At 58.8% G+C, this 21,310-nt stretch carries 19 protein-coding genes; 14 read left to right on the top strand and 5 right to left on the bottom strand.

What is annotated here, in order from left to right; all coding sequences use genetic code 11:
- Positions 1-103: 103 nt before the first annotated feature.
- The gene (locus ACA061_RS06120) at positions 104-2,386 is read left to right on the top strand and encodes a putative bifunctional diguanylate cyclase/phosphodiesterase (RefSeq protein WP_210700983.1); all 2,283 of its coding nucleotides are present in this window, start codon (positions 104-106) and stop codon (positions 2,384-2,386) included.
- On the opposite strand, the gene ACA061_RS06115 is transcribed toward ACA061_RS06120, so the two are convergent.
- A complete protein-coding gene (locus ACA061_RS06115; RefSeq protein WP_210700984.1) occupies positions 2,277-3,173 on the bottom strand; it encodes an NAD(P)-dependent oxidoreductase in 897 nt (298 codons plus the stop codon). The genes ACA061_RS06120 and ACA061_RS06115 overlap by 110 nt on opposite strands.
- Before the next feature lie 196 nt (positions 3,174-3,369).
- Between ACA061_RS06115 and ACA061_RS06110 the strand changes: the two genes are divergently transcribed.
- A complete protein-coding gene (locus tag ACA061_RS06110; protein ID WP_210553810.1) occupies positions 3,370-5,568 on the top strand; it encodes a hypothetical protein in 2,199 nt (732 codons plus the stop codon).
- Between the two features lie 320 nt (positions 5,569-5,888).
- Here ACA061_RS06110 and ACA061_RS06105 read toward each other — a convergent pair whose 3' ends face one another.
- A complete protein-coding gene (locus ACA061_RS06105) occupies positions 5,889-6,194 on the bottom strand; it encodes a DUF2288 domain-containing protein (RefSeq protein WP_150618025.1) in 306 nt (101 codons plus the stop codon).
- Positions 6,195-6,548: 354 nt separating this feature from the next.
- Here ACA061_RS06105 and ACA061_RS06100 point away from each other — a divergent pair, with 354 nt between their 5' ends.
- From ACA061_RS06100 to ACA061_RS06080, 5 genes are all read left to right on the top strand, one after another.
- Positions 6,549-7,676 (top strand): branched-chain amino acid ABC transporter substrate-binding protein, encoded by a 1,128-nt coding sequence (locus ACA061_RS06100; RefSeq protein ID WP_150604927.1) that lies wholly within the window; start codon positions 6,549-6,551, stop codon positions 7,674-7,676.
- 231 nt (positions 7,677-7,907) lie between these two features.
- Positions 7,908-8,831 (top strand): high-affinity branched-chain amino acid ABC transporter permease LivH, encoded by a 924-nt coding sequence (livH, locus tag ACA061_RS06095; protein ID WP_042557991.1) that lies wholly within the window; start codon positions 7,908-7,910, stop codon positions 8,829-8,831.
- Complete coding sequence (locus ACA061_RS06090) at positions 8,828-10,084, top strand: high-affinity branched-chain amino acid ABC transporter permease LivM (protein ID WP_042557990.1); 1,257 nt, start codon at positions 8,828-8,830, stop codon at positions 10,082-10,084. The genes livH and ACA061_RS06090 overlap by 4 nt, the downstream gene beginning before the upstream one ends.
- Complete coding sequence (livG, locus tag ACA061_RS06085; protein ID WP_042557989.1) at positions 10,081-10,848, top strand: high-affinity branched-chain amino acid ABC transporter ATP-binding protein LivG; 768 nt, start codon at positions 10,081-10,083, stop codon at positions 10,846-10,848. Before ACA061_RS06090 ends, livG begins: the two co-directional genes overlap by 4 nt.
- Entirely contained in the window at positions 10,849-11,550 is a 702-nt protein-coding gene (locus tag ACA061_RS06080; RefSeq protein WP_042557988.1) for an ABC transporter ATP-binding protein, read from the top strand.
- Between the two features lie 165 nt (positions 11,551-11,715).
- Here the strand turns inward: ACA061_RS06080 and ACA061_RS06075 are convergent, their stop codons facing one another.
- Both ACA061_RS06075 and ACA061_RS06070 read right to left on the bottom strand, forming a co-directional pair.
- On the bottom strand, positions 11,716-12,954 hold the full coding sequence (locus ACA061_RS06075) for a DUF2599 domain-containing protein (RefSeq protein WP_497300824.1): 1,239 nt from the start codon (positions 12,952-12,954) through the stop codon (positions 11,716-11,718).
- Positions 12,955-12,988: 34 nt separating this feature from the next.
- Positions 12,989-14,386 carry a DUF2599 domain-containing protein gene (locus ACA061_RS06070; protein WP_497300822.1) on the bottom strand — a complete coding sequence of 466 codons (1,398 nt, stop codon included), beginning with the start codon at positions 14,384-14,386 and terminating at the stop codon, positions 12,989-12,991.
- A gap of 219 nt (positions 14,387-14,605) precedes the next feature.
- On the opposite strand from ACA061_RS06070, the gene ACA061_RS06065 reads away from it, so the two are divergent.
- Genes ACA061_RS06065 through ACA061_RS06050 form a run of 4 tightly spaced genes read left to right on the top strand, consistent with a single transcriptional unit; the run spans position 14,606 to position 17,052 of the window.
- Entirely contained in the window at positions 14,606-14,911 is a 306-nt protein-coding gene (locus ACA061_RS06065; RefSeq protein ID WP_150604929.1) for a BufA1 family periplasmic bufferin-type metallophore, read from the top strand.
- Between the two features lie 25 nt (positions 14,912-14,936).
- Positions 14,937-15,824, top strand: a complete 888-nt coding sequence (gene bufB / locus ACA061_RS06060; protein WP_497300821.1) for an MNIO family bufferin maturase — start codon at positions 14,937-14,939, stop codon at positions 15,822-15,824.
- Positions 15,821-16,579, top strand: a complete 759-nt coding sequence (locus ACA061_RS06055) for an HvfC/BufC N-terminal domain-containing protein (RefSeq protein ID WP_497300819.1) — start codon at positions 15,821-15,823, stop codon at positions 16,577-16,579. Before bufB ends, ACA061_RS06055 begins: the two co-directional genes overlap by 4 nt.
- Positions 16,576-17,052, top strand: coding sequence for a DoxX family protein (locus tag ACA061_RS06050; protein ID WP_497300818.1), 477 nt, complete (start codon positions 16,576-16,578; stop codon positions 17,050-17,052). Before ACA061_RS06055 ends, ACA061_RS06050 begins: the two co-directional genes overlap by 4 nt.
- Before the next feature lie 128 nt (positions 17,053-17,180).
- Here ACA061_RS06050 and ACA061_RS06045 read toward each other — a convergent pair whose 3' ends face one another.
- Entirely contained in the window at positions 17,181-18,095 is a 915-nt protein-coding gene (locus tag ACA061_RS06045; protein ID WP_150618030.1) for a LysR family transcriptional regulator, read from the bottom strand.
- Between the two features lie 104 nt (positions 18,096-18,199).
- Here ACA061_RS06045 and ACA061_RS06040 point away from each other — a divergent pair, with 104 nt between their 5' ends.
- The 3 genes from ACA061_RS06040 (at position 18,200) to ACA061_RS06030 (ending at position 21,283) form a co-directional block, all read left to right on the top strand.
- Complete coding sequence (locus ACA061_RS06040) at positions 18,200-18,799, top strand: short chain dehydrogenase (protein WP_497300817.1); 600 nt, start codon at positions 18,200-18,202, stop codon at positions 18,797-18,799.
- Positions 18,800-18,918: 119 nt separating this feature from the next.
- Positions 18,919-19,572 (top strand): COG3650 family protein, encoded by a 654-nt coding sequence (locus tag ACA061_RS06035; protein ID WP_042557980.1) that lies wholly within the window; start codon positions 18,919-18,921, stop codon positions 19,570-19,572.
- A 97-nt stretch (positions 19,573-19,669) separates the two neighbouring features.
- Positions 19,670-21,283, top strand: a complete 1,614-nt coding sequence (locus ACA061_RS06030; protein ID WP_497300816.1) for an NAD(P)/FAD-dependent oxidoreductase — start codon at positions 19,670-19,672, stop codon at positions 21,281-21,283.
- The last annotated feature ends 27 nt before the right edge of the window (positions 21,284-21,310 follow it).

Here is a 21,310-nt window from a genome sequence, read left to right as displayed (position 1 = left end):
GCGCCAATGTGCCACTATCGCTTGCTCTCCGAAAACCGCCTCTATACTTCTGTCTTCAGCCAGCGTTAACCGCGCGGTAAGGACTTCAGAGACGGGGCGTGCTATGGAGTGGCTTGGTTTGCAGTTTGTTACCGAGCTGCCAGAGAGCGGGCAGGTCATTCTTGATTGCACACACAACCCCTTGCTGGTGCTGGTGGCCTATCTGGTTGCCTGCGCAGCGAGTTTTGCCACCCTCGATATGGCCGAGCGGGTTGCCCACGCCGACGACCCGAGTTCACAGCGATTGTGGCGCTGGATAGGCGCCACCTGTCTGGCCGGCGGCATCTGGGCCATGCATTTCATTGGCATGCTTGCCTTTCAGGCGCCGATTGAAATCCAGTACGACCTGCCGATCACCCTGTTTTCCCTGTTGATCGCCCTGCTCGCCTCGTGGCTGGCGATGTACACGCTGAGCCATGCACAGCCAAGTCTGATGCTCTACCTGAAAACCGCACTGCTCATCGGCCTCGGCATCGCCGGCATGCATTACGTCGGTATGGCCGCCATGCAATCGCGCGCCACCGCGTACTACGAACCGTCCCTGTTTGCGCTGTCGATTGCGATCGCCATCGGTGCCAGTTTCGCCGCGCTGTGGGTAGCCGGTTATCTGCGCGAAGGCAGTGGCATGGCTCATCAACTGCTCAAATACAGCGCGGCGCTGATTCTCGGCGCGGGCATTTTCAGCATGCATTTCACCGGGATGGCAGCATTGCAACTGGTGCTGCCCGAGGGCAGCCTGCCCGCGACGCCGGTCGATACCAGCCAGCTGCAACTGGGCCTGACGGTCGCGCTGATCATCCTGCTGATTCTGAGCAGCGCGATCAGCGCGGCGCTGTCCGACAAGAAACTGCAGAACAAGGAAAACGACCTGCGCCGCGTCAACGCCCTGCTCAGCCAACTTGATCAGGCGCGCATGGCGCTGCAACAAGTGGCCAACTACGACGCCCTGACCAACCTGATCAACCGCCGCGGCTTCAATCAGATCTTTGCCGAGAAGCTCAGCCAGAAAACCACCGAAGGCGGTATGCTCGCGGTGATGTTTCTCGACATCGACCACTTCAAACGCATCAATGACAGCCTCGGCCACGACGCCGGCGATGCCCTGCTCAAGGTCATCGCCAGTCACATCAAAGGTTCAGTGCGCAGCCACGAAGACGTGGTCGCACGTTTCGGCGGTGACGAGTTCTGCATCCTGATCAGCCTGCGCGACCGCGAAGAGGCGCGCAACATGGCCCAGCGCATCATGACCAAGATGAAGGAGCCCATAGAACTGGCCGGACGCCGCATGGTGATGACCACCAGCATCGGCATCAGTCTGTTTCCTGAAGATGGCAGCACCTGCGAAGAACTGCTCAAGCACGCCGATCTGGCGCTGTATCAATCCAAGGGCGCCGGGCGCAATGGCCTGCACTTTTTCAGTTCCAGCCTGAAAAACCGCGCGACCCTCGAATTGCAACTCGAAGAAGAACTGCGCCACGCACTGCGCGAAGAAAACGGCCTGATGCTGTATTACCAACCGATCTTTGAACTGAAAACCGGTCGGGTGACCAAGCTCGAAGCGCTGATCCGCTGGCAGCATCCGACTCGTGGTCTGCTGACGCCTGACGCTTTTATCAGCATCGCGGAAAGCAACGGCCTCATTGCCGAACTCGACAACTGGGTGCTGCGCCGGGCCTGCAAGGACCTGGGCGAGCTGTCGAAACATGGCTGCGAAGAACTGAAAATCGCCTGGAACTGCTCGCCGTTGAATCTGGCTCGCGATGAACTGGCCGACGAAATCGAACATGCGCTGCGTACCGCTGGCGTCGCTCCGGAACGACTGGAACTGGAAGTCACCGAAAATGCCTTGATGGGCAATATCGCCAATACCCTGGTGCTGTTACGGCAGATCCGCGCCCTCGGCGTGTCGCTGTCGATCGACGACTTCGGCACCGGCTACTCGTCACTGGCTTACCTCAAGCGCTTGCCACTCAACACGCTGAAGATTGACCGTTCGTTCATTCTCGACATTCCCACCGCGACGGCAGACATGGAGATCGTCCAGGCGATCATCGTCATGGCCCACACCCTGCACTTGCAGGTGGTCACCGAAGGCGTCGAAAGCCTGGAGCAGTACGAATTCCTCGAACGCTCGGGTTGCGATTTCATTCAGGGTTACCTGCTCAGCCGCCCGGTGCCGCTGGACGAGCTGCGCCCGGTGCTGGAAGAAATCAATCAGCGCAAACATTCACTTACGGTCAATCCGTTGATTCTGGCGCGCGGTACATTTGCACCAGTGTCGCTGGATCCTTCGCCAAAAAACCCTGCGCCCCATGCAGGCGCATCAGTTGTGCGGCCAATCCGCTGATCGGCGTGGCCGAACCTTGCTCGCGGGAGAATTTCACGGCGGTGTCGAGATCCTTGAGCAGCGTGCGCACGTGCCACTTCACCGGTTCGAAACGACTCTCGGCCATTTGCGGGGCGAGGATCTGCAACGGTTTCGAATCGGCAAAACCACCGGCCAACGCTTCTGCGATCAAGCTCGCATCGACCCCCGCCTGCTCGGCCAGTGCCACCACTTCGGCGATCACCAGTGCATTGCAGGCGACGATCATCTGATTGCAGGCCTTGGTCACTTGACCGGCCCCCACGCCGCCCATGTGCGTGACGCGCTGACCAAGATTGAGCAGCACCGAGCGTACGCGCTCAAGATCTGCCGCCTCACCACCGACCATGATCGCCAAACTGCCAGCCTCGGCACCAACCACCCCGCCCGACACCGGAGAGTCGAGCCAGGCCATGCCGGTTTGACTCAATAATTGCGCGGCCATCTCACGAGTGGCCGTGGGTTCGAGACTGGAAAAATCCACCAGCAACTGGCCACCCTTCGCGCCCTCGGCGACACCGGCCGGGCCAAATACCACCTCGCGCACCACGGCGGTATCCGCCAGGCACAGCATCACCACGTCGGCGTGTTCGCACAGCTCAGAAGGGCTGGCGACCAGTCGGGCCCCGGCCGCGACCAGTGGCTCGCACTTGGCCGGATTGCGGTTCCACACCGTCAGCGGATAACCCGCCGCCAGCAGGCGTCGGCACATCGGCAGGCCCATCAGGCCGATTCCGGCAAATCCCAACGAAGGTAGCGATGACATCATTTAGCCTCCTTTTGATTAAAGATCGCCGAATAATGGCCGATTCATCAACGATCAGGAAAGGATTCCCCCGAGCGACAGTCAGGCCAAGTCCCTGAAGCCCGGGCCAAATTCGCGCAAAAAAGACGCGAGATCTTATTCCGTGAGGTTCGCTGACATTCAGTCACCGGGCCAACCCAGTCCAGGTACATGGCGCACAATGACTTCTAAAAATAATCCCGCCACTGCGGTAGCCGATCTGACCCTGAGCCCGGCTGCCAACAGCCCGTCATCGTCCAAGCCATCGGTTCCCTCGCGCCCGCTGTCGACTCAGCAATACCTGTACTTCACCGAAACCAATACTGACCGCATCCTCGACAACCTCGACGGTTTGCGCGACATGGTGTTCCCGCGCCCGCCGCACCTGGAAGGCGACAACGAGCAGCACAGCGATCAGGAATTCCCGTCGGTGTGCCTGATCGGCCTCGGTCGCTGCGGCTCCAACATCGCCCTCGATGTGGCGGAGCTGGTGTACAACGCGCGCAAGTTCTACCTCAACGAATTCAACAACGAAGACCGTGCAGCCGACCGGCGTTCGGCCGACAAGGGCTACAGCCCGGCGCAGTGGATCAAGAACAACCTGCGACTCGGCACTAACAAAAGCAGCAAACCGGTGTTCCTGGTGGAACCGCTGGTGATGCTCGGCGACCTCGACAAGGACATCGCCGGGCGCATCCGTTTCTCGCGCAAGGGCGAGAAAAGCGGCTTCCTGCGCGACTACAGCAAAATGAAGATCATGGACTTGTCCGAAGTCCACGCCGGTGGCGCCGGTAACGCGCCGATCCTCGGCCAATACCTGGCGAAGATCATCCTTAACAAGGACACCCAGCGCTTCTCCAGCCCTGACTGGAAAATGATCCACTCGTACCTGATCGACAGCTGCGGCATCAAGGCCAACCAGTCGCGCCTGTACTTCTCGATCTTCAGTGCCGGTGGCGGTACGGGTTCGGGGATGGCTTCGGAGTTTGGCTTGGCTCAGCAGCACTCGTACATGAACAAGACGTTCGACACCAAACCGATGGACGAGCACGACGGCAAAAGCGGTCATTCATTCGTGTTCGAGCCGATCTTCACCAGCGGCATCTGCGTGCTGCCGAACATTTCCGATCACCGCAGCGAAATGTCCGAGGCGCTGCACATCAACGCCGGTCGCCTGCTGTGCAAATACCTTTCGGAAGAATGGGATTTCTCCTACAACTTCGACAATGAAGACAGCAGCGAAGCCAGCGTCATGGGCCGTATTCGCCCATGGAACGCGATGATGCTGATCTCCAACGACATCATGCGTTACGCCGAAGAAAGCGATGACGGCAACATCCAGAACATTGATGTCAATGCCATGGAGAAACACGCCAACCAGTACATCTCGCAGCAGATCTTCAACATTCTGACGGCGCAGGCCGTCACTACCGACTACGACCAGAACTACTTCCGTCGCGCCGGCATCGACATCGGCGAAACAATTCGCCTCGACGCCAACGACCTGTTCATGAGCCTGGCCGGCCCGGTGGCGATTGCCTACGCCGAATCGGTGGTGCCGGAAACCCCGCCACCGAGCAGCGACAAGTTCAAGGTGTTCGATAAAGAACCGCAGCGTCTGAACATCGACGACTTGTTCTTCCGTTCGATCGACCTGCCGCACTTCAACAAGGTCACTCAGGCCATCGAAGGCATCAGCCTGTTGCCGATCGAATCCAAGCGCTATCGCGCCTCGCTCGAGCAGTACAAGAATTCCGGCTACGACGCCGCTGCCCTGCACGACCTGCATTTCTTCAAGAACTGCTCGTCGGTGGTCTCGATCGTTTCGCTGCCCAAGGACTACAAGCTGTCGTACATGGATCTGAACCGGTTGAAGACGCACCTCAACAGCCTGTTCCCCAACACCACGCTCAAGCGCTACGCGCTGGTGATCGGCGCCTCGGCCAACCTGTCGCTGACCACGTTGATCGCCAAGAGCCCGTGCCTGTCGGACGACTTCCTGACCTTGATCGTCGCGTTCATCAAGCGCTGCTTCGCGAAGAATCCGTACCGTTTCGACGAGACGCTGGACAACTCGATCCTCGACTTCATCATCAATGAAGAATTCGACGAAAACCGCATCGACGAACTGCTCAACGAATTCGAAAACCCGGCGAAAATCCTCGACACCAACTGGTACGCGATCAAACCGATGTACGAGAAAAAGTACCGCGAACTGATCAACGATAAAGAGAAGTTCGTCTCGATCAACGACATTCGTCTGTCGCGTGATTGCGTGAAGAAGTCGATCAAATACCTGCGCGAGATCTACCGTCACCGGATTGGCAAGACCAAGGTTATTTCGCTGAATAACCATACCGGGAAGTCGTTTACGGTCTGATCCGAGACCGAGTCGCCGCAATCGCTGGCAAGCCAGCTCCCACAGGTTTTGTGGTTGTGCGCTGATTTTGTGTTCAACACCGACCCTGTGGGAGCTGGCTTGCCAGCGATGAGGCCTTCAAATTCACTGAAGGCTTCAGCCTTTCCAACATCCAGAAACAATTAAGCAGCCGTCAGGCTGCTCATTCAACTGTGCCCGTTACGTTTACGTCACCGTTATGCCACCCCCGCCTGTGGCGAATCTCTACGGCAACATGCCATCACGCTACTCGGCTACACACTTTCTTTGGCTGATGCCGCGCACCAACAAGGTGCAACCAATTATTCGCCCGCCCTTTCCTGGATCAAAATCCACGGACTGACCACCACGGCCCACAGCGCAGGATCACGCTCGAAAAGATCCAGCGCCCGCGATTCAGACAGCTTGGCGAGCTTGTCTTCGGCCAGCCAGGCGGCGACTTTCTCGCCTTCGTCAGAGGCCACGGCTTCGGCGGCGGCGATCAGATCCAGGCTCGGGTCGACCCACAATAGGGCACCCTTGGCGAAGAACGGCTCCAGCTCTTTCCAGGTAATAGATGCGGTTTCACCAAGCAGCTTGGCATAGAGGGTGCTAGGTTCTTGATTCATGGGAACTGTCCGGAAAAGAAATCGACGCGAATAATAACGTCGGTGGTCCGCCAGAAAAACCCGGTTGCAAAAAGCTGAACCGAACGAAAAGAGCAGGAAGGCCAAGGAATGCTGTTGATTGGGATATATGCCGTCGAACGCCCCGCCGCAATTCTGTCTTTTTCATTCAAAAATGCGACACCCTCAAGTTTTGTCCCTCGGCGCCTGCTTCCCAGGCCAACAACCGGCGCTCTACACTGTACCGGTACAGTTGCCGAGGGTATTTCCGGAGGGTATCGCAAAGATATCTGACCCGGTTCTGCTGCTACGGCGCCAGAACTCAAAAAAAAATTACAACAGTAAGAGTGGAGCACTATGACTAAGGCTACTAAGCAGATTTCCAAACTGTTTGCCGCTATGGTTCTGGCCGGGGTTGCCAGCCATTCGTTCGCAGCTGACACCATCAAGATCGGTATCGCCGGTCCCAAGACCGGTCCAGTAGCCCAATATGGCGACATGCAGTTCAGTGGCGCGAAAATGGCCATCGAACAGATCAACGCCAAGGGCGGCGTCGACGGCAAGCAACTTCAAGCCGTTGAATACGACGATGCCTGCGATCCAAAACAAGCGGTAGCGGTTGCGAACAAGGTCGTCAACGACGGCGTCAAGTTCGTGGTCGGTCACCTGTGCTCCAGCTCCACTCAACCGGCTTCGGACATCTACGAAGACGAAGGCGTGATCATGATCACCCCGGCTGCCACCAGCCCGGACATCACCGCCCGTGGTTACAAAATGATCTTCCGTACTATCGGTCTGGACAGCGCCCAGGGCCCTGCCGCCGGTAACTACATCGCCGACCACGTCAAACCGAAAATCGTCGGCGTGCTGCACGACAAGCAGCAGTACGGTGAAGGCATCGCCACTGCCGTCAAATCCACCCTTGAGAAGAAAGGCACCAAAGTTGCCGTGTTCGAAGGCGTCAACGCCGGCGACAAGGACTTCTCGGCCATCATTGCCAAACTCAAGCAAGCCAACGTCGACTTCGTTTACTACGGCGGCTACCACCCGGAGCTGGGTCTGATCCTGCGCCAGGCTCAGGAAAAAGGCCTGAAAGCCAAGTTCATGGGTCCGGAAGGCGTGGGTAACGACTCGATCACCCAGATCGCCAAAGATGCTGCCGAAGGCCTGCTGGTGACCCTGCCGAAATCCTTCGACCAGGACCCTGCCAACATCGCCCTGGCTGATGCATTCAAGGCGAAGAAAGAGGATCCGAGCGGCCCGTTCGTGTTCCCGTCCTACTCGGCCGTGACCCTGATTGCCGAAGGCATCAAGGCTGCCAAGTCCGAAGACCCGACCAAAGTGGCTGAAGCCATTCACGCCGGCACCTTCAAGACCCCGACTGGCGACCTGAGCTACGACGCCAAGGGCGACCTGAAGGACTTCAAATTCGTAGTTTACGAGTGGCACAACGGCAAACCTAAAACCGAGGTTTCGCCTCAGTAAGGCATTGCCAAACTGACTGCCAATAAAGCCCACGGCGTGCCGTGGGCTTTGTTTTACGAATGTATAGGGCCGCGCTGGCGTGATCCGCCAGTCTCCCCACCTGAAAATCTCAAAACCGTCATCAGCGGTTCGCTGGCAAAACCCGGATTCGAAGTGGATAAAGATCCACGGGGCCGGGCGGGAAAATGACTCCACCAGTGAAATGCGTATCAGGTTTTTAGGAGCGCTGTAATGCCTGACATCTATCACTTCTTCCAACAGCTGGTTAACGGCCTGAACGTTGGCAGCATGTATGCCCTGATCGCCATCGGCTACACGATGGTTTACGGCATCATTGGAATGATCAACTTCGCCCACGGCGAGGTGTACATGATTGGCTCCTACGTGGCGTTCATCGCCATCGCCGGGCTCACCATGATGGGACTCGACAGTGTCCCGCTGTTGATGACGGCGGCGTTCATCGCCAGCATCGTCGTGACCAGTTCCTACGGTTACAGCATCGAACGGATCGCCTACCGCCCTCTGCGCGGCAGCAACCGTCTGATCCCGCTGATTTCCGCCATCGGTATGTCGATCTTCCTGCAGAACACCGTTCTGCTGGCGCAAGACTCCAAGGACAAAGCTATCCCCAACCTGATTCCGGGCAACATTGTCTTCGGGCCAGGTGGCGCACAAGAAGTGCTGATTTCCTACATGCAGATCGTGGTGTTTGTAGTCACGTTGATCGCCATGCTCGGCCTGACACTGTTCATCTCTCGCTCTCGTCTGGGCCGCGCCTGCCGCGCCTGTGCCGAAGACATCAAGATGGCCAACCTGCTCGGCATCAACACCAACAACATCATCGCCCTGACCTTCGTCATTGGTGCTGCGCTGGCGGCCGTCGCGGCTGTGCTGCTGAGCATGCAATACGGGGTGATCAACCCGAACGCCGGTTTCCTCGTCGGCCTCAAAGCCTTCACCGCCGCGGTACTGGGCGGCATCGGCAGCATCCCCGGCGCCATGCTCGGCGGGTTGGTGCTTGGGGTGGCGGAAGCTTTCGGTGCCGATATCTTCGGCGACCAGTACAAGGACGTCGTGGCTTTCGGCTTGTTGGTTCTGGTGCTGTTGTTCCGTCCGACCGGCATTCTGGGCCGTCCGGAGGTTGAGAAAGTATGACTAGGAATCTTAAACAGGCACTGTTCAGTGCCTTGCTGGTGTGGGCCGTGGCCTACCCGGTACTCGGTCTGAAACTGACCATCGTCGGCATCAATCTGGAAGTGCACAACACCAGCACGGCTGTTCTGGCGACTATCGCCATCTGCTCGGTGCTGATGTTCCTGCGCGTGCTGTTCAACCAGCAGATCAGCAAGGCCTGGCGTTCCTCGCCGGGCATGCCGCTGATCCCGGCCAAGGCCAGCAACTTCCTGACCCTGCCGACCACCCAGCGCTATTTCATCATTGCGCTGATCCTGCTGGCGCTGGTGTGGCCGTTCTTCGGCTCCCGTGGCGCGGTGGACATTGCCACGCTGATCCTGATCTACGTGATGCTCGGCCTGGGCCTGAATATCGTCGTCGGTCTGGCCGGTCTGCTCGACCTTGGTTACGTCGGCTTCTACGCCGTCGGCGCCTACAGCTACGCGCTGCTGTCGCACTACTACGGCCTGAGCTTCTGGATCTGCCTGCCGATTGCCGGCCTGATGGCGGCGACGTTCGGTTTCCTGCTGGGCTTCCCGGTATTGCGTTTGCGCGGTGACTACCTGGCGATCGTGACCCTCGGCTTCGGCGAGATCATCCGTCTGTTCCTGCGTAACCTGACCGACATCACCGGTGGCCCGAACGGCATCAGCAACATCGACAAGCCAACGTTCTTCGGTCTGACCTTCGAACGCAAAGCCGCAGAAGGAATGCAAACCTTCCACGAGTATTTCGGCCTGCAGTACAACTCGATCAACAAGGTAATCTTCCTTTACCTCGTTGCCCTGTTGCTGGCGCTGGCGGCACTGTTCGTCATCAACCGCCTGCTGCGCATGCCGATCGGCCGTGCGTGGGAAGCGCTGCGTGAAGACGAAATCGCTTGCCGCGCGCTGGGTCTCAACCCAACCGTGATCAAGCTTTCCGCGTTCACCCTCGGTGCTGCATTCGCCGGTTTTGCCGGCAGTTTCTTCGCTGCGCGCCAAGGCCTGGTGACACCTGAGTCGTTCACCTTCATCGAGTCGGCGATCATTCTCGCCATCGTCGTGTTGGGTGGCATGGGCTCGCAGCTGGGCGTGATCCTCGCTGCCGTGGTGATGATCCTGTTGCCGGAAATGATGCGTGAGTTCAGCGAGTACCGCATGTTGATGTTCGGTGCCCTGATGGTGTTGATGATGATCTGGCGTCCACAAGGTCTGCTGCCGATGCAACGCCCACACATGGAGTTGCGAAAATGAGCCGCGAGATCCTTAAAGTCGAAAACCTGAGCATGCGCTTCGGCGGCTTGCTGGCGGTCAACGGCGTGGCCCTGACCGTGAAGGAAAAACAGGTGGTTGCATTGATCGGGCCCAACGGCGCGGGCAAGACCACCGTGTTCAACTGCCTGACCGGTTTCTACCAGCCATCGGGCGGCAGCATCCTGCTCGACGGCGAGCCGATCCAGGGCCTGCCGGGCCACAAGATCGCCCTCAAAGGCGTGGTGCGCACCTTCCAGAACGTACGGTTGTTCAAGGACATGACGGCGGTCGAGAACCTGTTGATCGCCCAGCACCGTCACCTGAACACCAACTTCCTGTCCGGCCTGTTCAAGACCCCGGCGTTCCGCAAAAGCGAGCGCGAGGCGATGGAATTTGCCGAGTACTGGCTGGATAAGGTCAACCTCAAGGAGTTCGCCAACCGTACCGCCGGCACCCTGGCGTACGGTCAGCAACGTCGTCTGGAAATCGCCCGTTGCATGATGACCCGTCCGCGGATCCTCATGCTCGACGAACCAGCCGCGGGCTTGAACCCGAAGGAAACCGAAGACCTCAAAGCGCTGATCAGCATGCTGCGTGAAGAGCACAACGTCACCGTGCTGCTGATCGAGCACGACATGAAACTGGTCATGAGCATTTCCGACCACATCGTTGTGATCAACCAGGGCACGCCTCTGGCCGACGGCACGCCGGAACAGATCCGCGACAATCCTGAAGTGATCAAAGCCTACCTGGGGGAAGCGTAAATGCTGCAGTTCGAAAACGTTTCCACCTTCTACGGCAAGATCCAGGCCCTGCACAGCGTCAACGTCGAAGTCCGTCAGGGCGAGATCGTGACCCTGATCGGCGCCAACGGTGCCGGCAAGTCCACGCTGCTGATGACGCTGTGCGGTTCGCCGCAAGCGCACAGCGGCAGCATCCGCTACATGGGTGAGGAACTGATCGGCCAGGACTCGTCGCAGATCATGCGCAAGAGCATTGCCGTGGTCCCGGAAGGTCGTCGGGTGTTTGCCCGTCTGACCGTTGAAGAAAACCTCGCCATGGGCGGATTCTTCACCGACAAGGGCGACTATCAGGAACAGATGGACAAGGTTCTCGGACTTTTCCCACGCCTGAAAGAACGCTTTGCCCAACGCGGCGGCACCATGTCCGGTGGCGAACAGCAAATGCTCGCCATCGGCCGTGCGCTGATGAGCAAGCCGAAACTGCTGCTGCTCGACGAGCCGTCGCTGGGTCTGGCACCGATCATCATCCAGCAGATCTTCGACATCATCGAACAGCTGCGCAAGGACGGTGTAACGGTGTTCCTGGTCGAGCAGAACGCCAACCAGGCGCTGAAAATCGCCGACCGCGCGTACGTTCTGGAGAACGGCCGCGTGGTCATGCAAGGCACCGGTGAAGCCCTGCTGACCGACCCGAAAGTACGCGAGGCGTACCTCGGCGGTTGATGGTTTCGCCCTATAAAAAAACGGCCTTCGGGCCGTTTTTTCATGCATGTCAAATTCCCCTGTAGGAGCTGCCGAAGGCTGCGATCTTTTGATCTGTTTTTTACAATCAAGAGATCGCAGCCTTCGGCAGCTCCTACAGAGCAACGGGCCGTCAGATAATCCGCCTCAGTACGGATTGCAGTGTTGCGCTATCGCCGTCGCCTGATCAACGTAAGGCCGTGCCGGTTCAAGGTTCCACTCAGGCTTGTTCCTGACAGGCTTGCCGTCGTAGGTGGCTGCCAGATGACAAACCATCTGCCGACGCAGGGAGCCGCCATTGACGCTGTACTCGCGCCATTGCTGATCGTCTTTATGCTTGTTGTACAACTCGGCAAACATGCGATCGGTCTGATCATCCTTGATTGCCCGGCCGCAAGCGGTCGGTACCACCGAAAGCGACCAGGTGTTCGGCCCGAGTTTCGGATCGGGACGTTGTACCCAGGTGCTGGATTCGATGTACTTGCCACAGAATTGCTGTGCCGGTGGCGTCGAGGTCTGAATGCATGAGAAAGAGGCCTTGGCGACTGGCGTTCTGGGGAAATCGATCTTGATGATGTTGCGATCCTTGCCTGTTTTGGCTTTGTAATCGCGCTGATTGGCCATGGCGTCGTTCAAGCCACGTTGATCGCTGTAGAAAAACGCCAGAATGGGTAGCTCATCGGTCTTTGGATTGCCCAGTCGCAATTCAGTCTGGGTTTGAAACTCACGACTATTGATGACTTTGCGCGCCCCCAGGAAGTTGCGAAAGGCATCGACCCGTTCCTTGCTGCTCATCGGATTGCGCATGTTGAACCCACACTGCAACTGGTCTTGCTGGCGGTTATTGTTGAATTTGCTGAAGTGCGCCAGCCAGGCATTCGGACTCAGGATGGGCGGCGCCATGGACTGGCAAACAGCCTCGGTTGGCGCGGTGTTTTTGTTGTCACCACAGCCGCGGTCATTGCGAAAGTCAGTCCAGGCGTCGTTGGGAAAAGCGCAATAGACATGCACTGGTGTCTCGGGGTCGCGTATCAGATCCCTTGGCGTAATGAGATAACCATTCTGAGTACTCATCCCCGGGTCTTCATAACTGATGCCGTCGGCCCGCATGTACGAGGCGGCAAAAGTGCCTATCTCCACGGCTTTCGGACTGGGATTCCAGACGTCCCATTTTTGCCCCTTGGCAGGGTCGGCGCGGTGCGTGCCCCTGACCAGCAATCCCGAACAGTCCGAGGCGGGATCCTGACCGCAACTGTCGACTGTTTTGTTGTACAACGACTCAACCTTTTTCAGCGTCTCGTCGCATGACTCGGCATTGGCCCATGTCGCCTGCACCAACAGCGGGAACATGAGTAATGGAGCGATTCTGTTCAAGCGTTTTTTCATGGCTTGCATCTCCTTGATTAGCCAACACACACCTTCAACGCTGGAGCGGATTGCAACCCGCAGCCCGCGTTTCGCTGTCCGATAACGCCGGTCGGAATGGCTCGAGATTCCACGGCGTTTTGTTGCGGTAATTACCCAGAACACAGCTCAATTGCTGACGCATGCTGCCGGCCGATTTTTCATTGTCACGCCAATTGCTGTCGGCGCCGTTGCGAGCAAGTAACTGGTCGTACAAAGCGCCGAGCTGCTCGTTTGGCAACGCGCGCCCTGCTGGTGTGGGGACGACGCTCAAGCTCCATTCATCCTTGCGGGTGCCGGGGTCGTAACGCTTGATCCAGTTGGCCGAAGCGATGTAGCTCGGTGCAGACGCAGCCGGCGTCGGCGTCGACGGCTCACCGCCAGCCGCCGTCAGGTCTATCGCCTGATCAGCCGCGACATAGCTGAAACGCTGCTCCGCAGGTTTGGTGAAGTCCAGTCGCAGAATCGGCACGCTGTAGCCTTGGGCCTGGAGTTTTCTCTGGAAACTGCGCGCACTGTTCAGACCGTTCTCCGGTTTCGGCGCGGCCTGATCACCACGGGTGGCGAAGTTCTGCGTGCTGTTGACGTTGTAGATAAAGGCATCGATGTACTTCATGTTTTCGCTGCCGTCGTTGGTCGCCGTGGCATTTTTCAACATGAACTCGTTGACCTGGCCACTGAACGCGAAGGGGTCTCTGTTGGTGGTGTTCGGTCGTGATTCGTGCACACGGATCATGGCGTTCCAGTCACTGGGCTTTTCCGCGTTCCAGGAACACTGGCTGTACTGGATAGGGCCCTTCATCAGCCCGGTGTACTTCTGCGTCCACTGCTCGGCGGTGCTGACGCCGGCTTCAGCGCAGGTGCCGTAGGCCAGAGCGGCATTGCGGTTATTCAACACGCCTTGGGCCGCACGTGGAGGCTCACGGCTGTCGAAAAAGCCGCAGCCATACCATTTGCGCTCCGGCCCGGTACCGCCATCGAACGCGTAGATGCAGGTGAAGCCCTGCTCCTTGACCGGCAGATTCAACGCTGCAGCATCGGTCGGGTTACGCAGGATCAAACCGGCCGGATGAATGAGGATCCGGGTGCTCAGATCCTTGCGGATCCAGGAGTAGGAAGTCGCACCGATCTTGACCGCATAAGGGCTGTAGTCCCACGGGTTGAAGGGCCCGTCGTTGACCATGCGCAAGGTCACGCCACTGCAATAGTAGAGACCACGCGCGGCACCGGTATCCGGCTCCTGGCACTCTTGCTTGAGGGTGTTGTAGTTGTGGTTGATTCGCCTGAGCGTGTCCTGCGGATCAAGCGGCGGCTGGGCGGCAACCGTAGTGCACAGTAAAGGCAGTGTGCAGGCCAGGGCGAAAGAAGGAATCCAACGCGATAGCACACCGGAGTCTGAGCGATCCATTGTCATGAGATACCGTCCTGGTAAATCGGCCTGTGGAAATGGCCGTTGAACTGACTATAGAACACGCGCAACAACTCGCCTCGGTCGATGCAGGAGCTACCGCAGGGGCAGCGTATTTTTTGAAAAAGATTTGTACGGGCTGTAACGCATCGCCGTGTCGTTTCTCTAGAGGGACAAGCAAGCGCACTTCGCTTGTACAACCCAAGCTGAATCTGGAGAAACACCATGACTGCTACTACCCGCACCCTGTCCGCCACCGCCCTGGTTCTGGCCCTTGGTTCCGCGCTGAGCATCGCTAGCGTTTCGACCGCTCAGGCCGCTGACACCAAAATGGAAAAATGCTTCGGCGTGGCATTGAAAGGCAAGAACGATTGCGCGGCGGGCGCTGGCACCACCTGTGCCGGCACCTCGAAAATGGATTACCAGGCCAACGCCTGGAAACTCGTTCCGGAAGGCACCTGCGCCACCACTGAGAGCAAAACCTCGCCGACCGGCTTCGGTCAGATGGACGCCTTCAAAGCCAAATCCTGACTTGCCGCCTGCCTGAGTGACGATCATGTTCACAACCCACGACCATGCCCTCCCCCGCACTCAGGCAGCCTGCGCAGCGCTCCCGCCCCGCGCCGGGTTGGGGCTCAAGACCGGGCACTTTCGCGAAGTGCTCGGTTCACGGCCGGACATCGGTTTTTTCGAAGTCCACGCCGAAAACTACATGGTCGCTGGCGGCCCGTTTCACCATTTCCTGGGTTTGATTCGCGAGCAATATCCGTTGTCGTTGCACGGTGTCGGACTGTCCATTGGTGCTGAAGGGCCGCTGGATGTTCAGCATTTGCAGCGTCTCGGTGAGTTGATCGAGCGCTATCAACCGCAATCCTTTTCCGAACATCTGGCGTGGTCCAGCCATGGCCCGGTGTTCCTCAATGATCTGTTGCCGCTGGCGTATGACGAGCCGACGCTGAAACGTGTTTGCGAGCATATCGACCAAGTGCAGAACACCCTCAAACGCCCCATGCTGCTGGAGAATCCGGCGTCTTATCTGGCCTTCCAACGCTCGACCATCGACGAAGCGGATTTCATTGCTGAAGTGATCCGGCGCAGCGGCTGCGGTTTGCTGCTCGACGTCAACAATGTCTACGTGTCGTGCGTCAATCATCAGCGCGATCCCTTAGCTTATCTCGATGCGTTGCCGTTGCACGCGGTCGGCGAAATTCATCTGGCCGGCTTTGCCGAAGATTCCGACAGCCTCGGCGACCGCTTGCTGATCGACGATCACGGCGCGCCCATTGATCAAGCGGTCTGGGATTTGTACCGCCAAGTGCTGGAACGCATTGGCCCGGTGGCGACGCTGATCGAGCGTGACAATCAGGTGCCACCGTTCCACGTGTTGCTGGCCGAGGCGCAGCAGGCCGATGAGTTGTTGCTGCGTGCGAGGCGTACGTCATGAGCACTCACGCCGCCTTCTGCGCCGCGCTGCTCAACGCTGGATTGCCCTGCCCCGAAGGCTTGTGCAGTGCCAACGGCGCCGATCCTGAGAGCCGTTTCGCGGTGTATCGCAACAACGTGCAGAGTTCGTTGATCAATGCGCTGGCGGACAGTTACCCGGTGGTCATGCAATTGGTTGGCGAGGAATTCTTTCGTGCCATGGCGGCCATTTTCGTCCGGGGCCAGCCGCCGCGAAGTCCGCTGATGAGCCGTTACGGCGAAGATTTTGCGGATTTCATAGTCGCGTTTGAGCCGGCCTCCAGCGTGCCCTATCTGGCCGACATCGCGCGCCTGGAACACCTGCGCACCCGCGCCTACCACGCCGCCGATGCCGAGCCCGTGCGCCCGGAACAGATCGCAGAGGCACTGAACGCTCCGCAGGTGTTGAGCGACCTGCGTTTCGAACTGCATCCGTCCCTGCACCTGCTGGATTCAGCCCATGCAGTGGTTGCGATCTGGGCGGCGCATCAGCAGGAGGCAACACTTGCTGGCATCGACCTCACCTGCGAACAGCACGCACTGGTACTGCGCAACGGTCTGGAGGTTGAAGTGTTTGCGCTTGAACCCGGCGCCAGCACATTCATTCGCCATTTGATCGAAGGCCAGCCACTGCTGGCGGCAGCGGAAAACAGCCCGCCATTCGATCTGGCTCAAACCCTCGGTCTGCTGATCGCGCACAACGCCATCACTCATCTGAAATTCAAGGAACAGCCATGAATAACCTGATCATCCGCGCCATCGCGCTGCTGGAAAAAATCCCCCACAGCCTGATCGCCTTTCTGGCGCGCTTCTCGATTGCAGCGGTGTTCTGGAAATCAGGCCAGACCAAGGTCGAAGGCCTGGCCATCGATCTGGTCGACGGCACCTTTCAGTTGGGCTGGCCGCGCCTGGCTGATTCGACGATTCCGCTGTTCGAAAGCGAGTACCACGTGCCGCTGCTTTCCCCCGAGATTGCGGCGCACATGGCAGCGTTTGCTGAGCACTTCTTCCCTGTTCTGATCCTGATTGGCTTCGCTACACGCTTTTCGGCGTTGGCGCTGCTGGGCATGACCCTGACCATTCAGTTGTTTGTATATCCGGATGCCTATCCGACTCACGGCACCTGGGCGGCGGTGTTGCTGTTCCTGATGGCCCGTGGCCCGGGCAGGCTGTCGATTGATCATCTGATTGCCCGACACTACAACCGCTGAATCCCCTGTAATGGCCAAAATCGTCGAATCGCTGAGATCCCTGTAGGAGCTGCCGAAGGCTGCGATCTTTTGATCTTAAAAGTCAAAAGATCGCAGCCTTCGGCAGCTCCTACACGGGGGAGTCGATTTTATTGAGACAGGCGATCCAACGCCTCGCCGCTACGTTTGAACCAGCCAATCAAATAGTCCGCCAATACCTGCGTGCGTTTCGGCAACCCGCCTTGATACGGATGCACCAGATACATCGGCATGCGCCGGGTCTGGTAGTCGCGCAGGAGCCAGCGCAATCGCCCGTCAGCCAGTTCCGCTTGCAACAGGTACGAAGGCAAGCGGGCGATGCCGGCGCCGGTGAGCGCGGCTTTTTTGAGCAGATTGTAATGGTTGCTGGCGAACGGCCCCGACACCCGCACCCGCAGCAATTCGTGTTGCTGGTGGTACAACCATTCCTCACGACCGCTGTAGTGACTGTTGAGCAAACAGCGGTGTTCGGCCAGCGCCTGGGGTGTCATTGGCTCGCCGAAGCGCTCGAGATAGTCAGGACTGGCACACGTCATTTCCTGCCAGGCCAGCAGCGGTTTGGCCACCAGTCGTTCGTCATTGGCGACCTCGCTGCGAATCGCCAGGTCAAAACCATCCCGCGAAAGATCGCGATAGCTGTTGTTCAGTTCCAGCTCGATCTGCACCTCGGGGTATTGCTGCGAAAAATCCAGTAGCAGACCGTCGAAGAAGGTTTCTCCCAGCGAAACCGGAACCGTCATACGCACCGGGCCGGCCATGTCGTCCTTCAACCGCGCCAATGCCTGACGTGCCCTTTCCACCTGGACTACAAGTGCCTGCGCCTGTGGCAACAATGCCGCACCGGCGGCGGTCAGGCTCAAACGTCGGGTCGTACGCTGTAGCAGGACCACGGAAAACCGCGCTTCCAGCTGACTGATGCGCTTGGACAACTGGCCCTTGCTGCAACCCAGTTGCTGCGCTGCCAAGGTGAAACTGCCAGCCTCGATCAACACGGCAAACGCGGCCAGATCATCCATTTCGCTCATGGATTGTTTCCATTTGAAAACCAAAGGTTGCCCATTAGCGCGTTTATCCACAGGAAAAACCACTCTAAATTGAAACCTCGTTCAATCACTTGAGGCACAGCACGATGAAAATTCTGTTGATAGGCGCTGGCGGCACCATCGGTTCGGCCGTGGACAAAGAATTGTCGCAACGTCACGAAGTCATCCGAATCGGCCGCAACAGCGGTGATTTCCACGTCGATATCAGCGACAGCGCGTCGATCCGCAAGCTCTTCGAGCAGACCGGCAACTTCGATGCACTGGTCTGCGCCGCTGGCAACGTGACATTCGCCCCGCTGGGTGAGATGAGTGAGGACAGCTTTGCACTGGGTCTCAAAGACAAACTGATGGGCCAGGTCAACTTGCTGCTGATCGGCCGAGAGTTCGCCAACGACGGCGCCTCGTTCACTTTCACCACTGGCGTACTCAGCCACGATCCGATCCGCAGCGGCGCCTCCGCTGCGCTGGTCAACGGCGCCCTCGACAGCTTCGTCCGTGCTGCCGCCATCGAGCTGCCGCGCGGTCTGCGGGTGAACTCGATCAGCCCGACCGTTCTGCTGGAAGCGATGGGCAGTTACGCGCCGTATTTCCGTGGCTACAAGCCAGTTCCTGCGGCAGATGTGGCGTTGGCCTACGCCAAGAGTGTCGAAGGCCTGCAAACCGGTCAGACGTTTCACGTAGGTTAAGATCAAAAGATCGCAGCCTTCGGCAGCTCCTACAGGAGATTATGCGTTTCCCTGTAGGCGCTTTTTGCATTTGCCTGACAGGCTGCGTAACGTGGCGGCACTTGTCTGGAGAGTCGAAGATGCGTGTTGCCCGTTCGTTAGTCCTTGTTGCCCTGTTGCCGTTATTCGCCGCGTGCCAGTTGTTCGATGGCCAGCGTGAAAGTGCCTCGCATGTGGGGCAGACGCGGATGCAGGGGCAACTGACCGCAGCCGACGGCAAACTGGTGTTCCAGCCGTGTCAGGATCAACGTCAATACGTGGTCAACGACATCGGCGGCACCAGCGTCCTGCAAGAGGCCGCTACCCTCGCCGATGAACAAGGCAAGCTGTTCGCCGACGTGCGCGGCAAGGTCGCCGGCGACCGACTCGATCTGACTCAGTTGTATCGCGTCGAGCGCTCCGGCACAGCCTGCGATGACCCCAATTTCAAGCTATTGATCCTGCGTGCTGCCGGCCATGGCCCGGAATGGAACGTCAAGGTCAGCGGCAAAGGCATGGTCATCGACCGCGACGGTCAGCCACCACTCGCCGTGCCTTATGTTGAAGAGCAACTGGGCGATGGCCGCTTCAATCTGAGCAGTGAAGCCAACAATCAGCGCATCGAATTGTGGGTCGCACCGCAGCGCTGCGTCGACAGCAGCACTGGCAGCGTGCAGCACATGAGCGCCGAGCTGCGTATCGATGGCCAGGTGCAGCGCGGCTGCGGGTATTTCGGCGGATCGCGTAACGACTGAGTGTTTTAGCCTCACCGGATCCGGCCTTTGCGGCTTATAATCCCGGCCTTCAAACGCCCTGGCGCAGTTGTGCGCCCCGCGAACCCGGATCCTCGCCATGTTACGAATCACTGAACTCAAGCTGCCAATCGACCATCCCGAAGAAGACCTGCGCGTTGCCATCGTGCAGCGTCTGGGCATCGCCAGCGATGACCTGCTCGATTTCACCTTGTTCAAGCGCAGCTACGACGCGCGCAAAAAGTCCTCCGAACTGTGCTTCATCTACACCATCGACCTCAACGTGCGCGACGAGGCCAAGGTGTTGGGCAAGTTCGCCGACGACCGTAACGTCAACGTGGCGCCGGATGTCAGCTACAAATTCGTCGGCCAGGCGCCGAGTGACCTGAACCAGCGCCCGATCGTGGTCGGTTTCGGCCCCTGCGGAATCTTCGCCGGCCTGCTGCTGGCGCAAATGGGCTTCAAGCCGATCGTTCTGGAACGCGGCACCGAAGTCCGTCAGCGCACCAAGGACACCTGGGGCCTGTGGCGTAAAAGTGTGCTTAACCCTGAGTCCAACGTGCAGTTCGGCGAAGGCGGCGCGGGCACATTCTCCGACGGCAAGCTGTACAGCCAGATCAAGGATCCGAAGTTCCTGGGCCGCAAGGTTCTGCACGAGTTCGTCAAGGCCGGCGCCCCGGAAGAAATCCTTTACGTCAGCAAGCCGCACATCGGTACGTTCCGTCTGACCGGCATGGTTGAAAACATGCGCGAGCAGATCCGCGAGCTGGGTGGCGAAGTACGCTTCCAGGAGCGCGTCAGCGACGTGCTCATCGAAGACGGCCAATTGGTCGGCGTGCAACTGGCCAGCGGCGAAACCCTGCACTCCAGACATGTGGTTCTGGCCCTCGGCCACAGCGCCCGCGACACGTTCCGCATGCTCCACAGCCGTGGCGTGTTCATGGAGGCCAAGCCGTTCTCGGTGGGTTTCCGTATTGAACACCCGCAATCGCTGATCGACCGTGCGCGTCTGGGCAAGTACGCCGGCCACCCCAAGTTGGGAGCCGCCGACTACAAACTGGTGCACCACGCCAAGAACGGCCGTTCGGTCTACAGCTTCTGCATGTGCCCGGGCGGCACCGTGGTGGCGGCGACTTCCGAGCCGAACCGGGTGGTCACCAATGGCATGAGCCAATACTCGCGTAACGAGCGCAATGCCAACTCCGGCATCGTTGTCGGCATCACCCCGGAAGTCGATTATCCGGGCGGCCCGCTGGCCGGGATCGAGTTGCAGGAACGCCTCGAATCCCACGCGTTCGTCCTCGGCGGCAGCGATTACAAGGCGCCGGCGCAACTGGTCGGCGACTTCATCAACGACATTCCTTCGACCGAACTGGGTGAAGTCGAACCGTCGTACAAGCCGGGGGTCGCGTTGGGTGATCTGTCGCTGGCGCTGCCGGATTTCGCTATTGAAGCGATCCGCGAAGCCTTGCCGGCGTTCGAGAAGCAGATTCGCGGTTACTCGCTGCACGATGCGGTGTTGACCGGGATCGAGACGCGCACCTCGTCGCCACTGCGCATCACGCGCAACGAAACGCTGCAGAGCATGAACGTGAAGGGCTTGTTCCCCGCCGGTGAAGGCGCGGGTTATGCGGGCGGGATTCTGTCGGCGGGTGTCGACGGGATTCGGATTGCCGAGGCTGTGGCTCGGGATATTCTAGGTTTAACTGACTAACACAAAAAACTGTAGGAGTGAGCCTGC

The organism is Pseudomonas sp. LBUM1668 (assembly GCF_059695715.1).
This window is presented reverse-complemented; position numbering and strand designations above follow the sequence as displayed.

Bases quoted from the DNA above. Each gene is read 5' to 3' on its own strand.
- ACA061_RS06120 (WP_210700983.1), top strand. From the start codon at position 104: ATGGAGTGGCTTGGTTTGCAGTTTGTTACCGAGCTGCCAGAGAGCGGG.
- ACA061_RS06115 (WP_210700984.1), bottom strand. From the start codon at position 3,173: ATGATGTCATCGCTACCTTCGTTGGGATTTGCCGGAATCGGCCTGATG.
- ACA061_RS06110 (WP_210553810.1), top strand. From the start codon at position 3,370: ATGACTTCTAAAAATAATCCCGCCACTGCGGTAGCCGATCTGACCCTG.
- ACA061_RS06105 (WP_150618025.1), bottom strand. From the start codon at position 6,194: ATGAATCAAGAACCTAGCACCCTCTATGCCAAGCTGCTTGGTGAAACC.
- ACA061_RS06100 (WP_150604927.1), top strand. From the start codon at position 6,549: ATGACTAAGGCTACTAAGCAGATTTCCAAACTGTTTGCCGCTATGGTT.
- livH (WP_042557991.1), top strand. From the start codon at position 7,908: ATGCCTGACATCTATCACTTCTTCCAACAGCTGGTTAACGGCCTGAAC.
- ACA061_RS06090 (WP_042557990.1), top strand. From the start codon at position 8,828: ATGACTAGGAATCTTAAACAGGCACTGTTCAGTGCCTTGCTGGTGTGG.
- livG (WP_042557989.1), top strand. From the start codon at position 10,081: ATGAGCCGCGAGATCCTTAAAGTCGAAAACCTGAGCATGCGCTTCGGC.
- ACA061_RS06080 (WP_042557988.1), top strand. From the start codon at position 10,849: ATGCTGCAGTTCGAAAACGTTTCCACCTTCTACGGCAAGATCCAGGCC.
- ACA061_RS06075 (WP_497300824.1), bottom strand. From the start codon at position 12,954: ATGAAAAAACGCTTGAACAGAATCGCTCCATTACTCATGTTCCCGCTG.
- ACA061_RS06070 (WP_497300822.1), bottom strand. From the start codon at position 14,386: ATGACAATGGATCGCTCAGACTCCGGTGTGCTATCGCGTTGGATTCCT.
- ACA061_RS06065 (WP_150604929.1), top strand. From the start codon at position 14,606: ATGACTGCTACTACCCGCACCCTGTCCGCCACCGCCCTGGTTCTGGCC.
- bufB (WP_497300821.1), top strand. From the start codon at position 14,937: ATGTTCACAACCCACGACCATGCCCTCCCCCGCACTCAGGCAGCCTGC.
- ACA061_RS06055 (WP_497300819.1), top strand. From the start codon at position 15,821: ATGAGCACTCACGCCGCCTTCTGCGCCGCGCTGCTCAACGCTGGATTG.
- ACA061_RS06050 (WP_497300818.1), top strand. From the start codon at position 16,576: ATGAATAACCTGATCATCCGCGCCATCGCGCTGCTGGAAAAAATCCCC.
- ACA061_RS06045 (WP_150618030.1), bottom strand. From the start codon at position 18,095: ATGAGCGAAATGGATGATCTGGCCGCGTTTGCCGTGTTGATCGAGGCT.
- ACA061_RS06040 (WP_497300817.1), top strand. From the start codon at position 18,200: ATGAAAATTCTGTTGATAGGCGCTGGCGGCACCATCGGTTCGGCCGTG.
- ACA061_RS06035 (WP_042557980.1), top strand. From the start codon at position 18,919: ATGCGTGTTGCCCGTTCGTTAGTCCTTGTTGCCCTGTTGCCGTTATTC.
- ACA061_RS06030 (WP_497300816.1), top strand. From the start codon at position 19,670: ATGTTACGAATCACTGAACTCAAGCTGCCAATCGACCATCCCGAAGAA.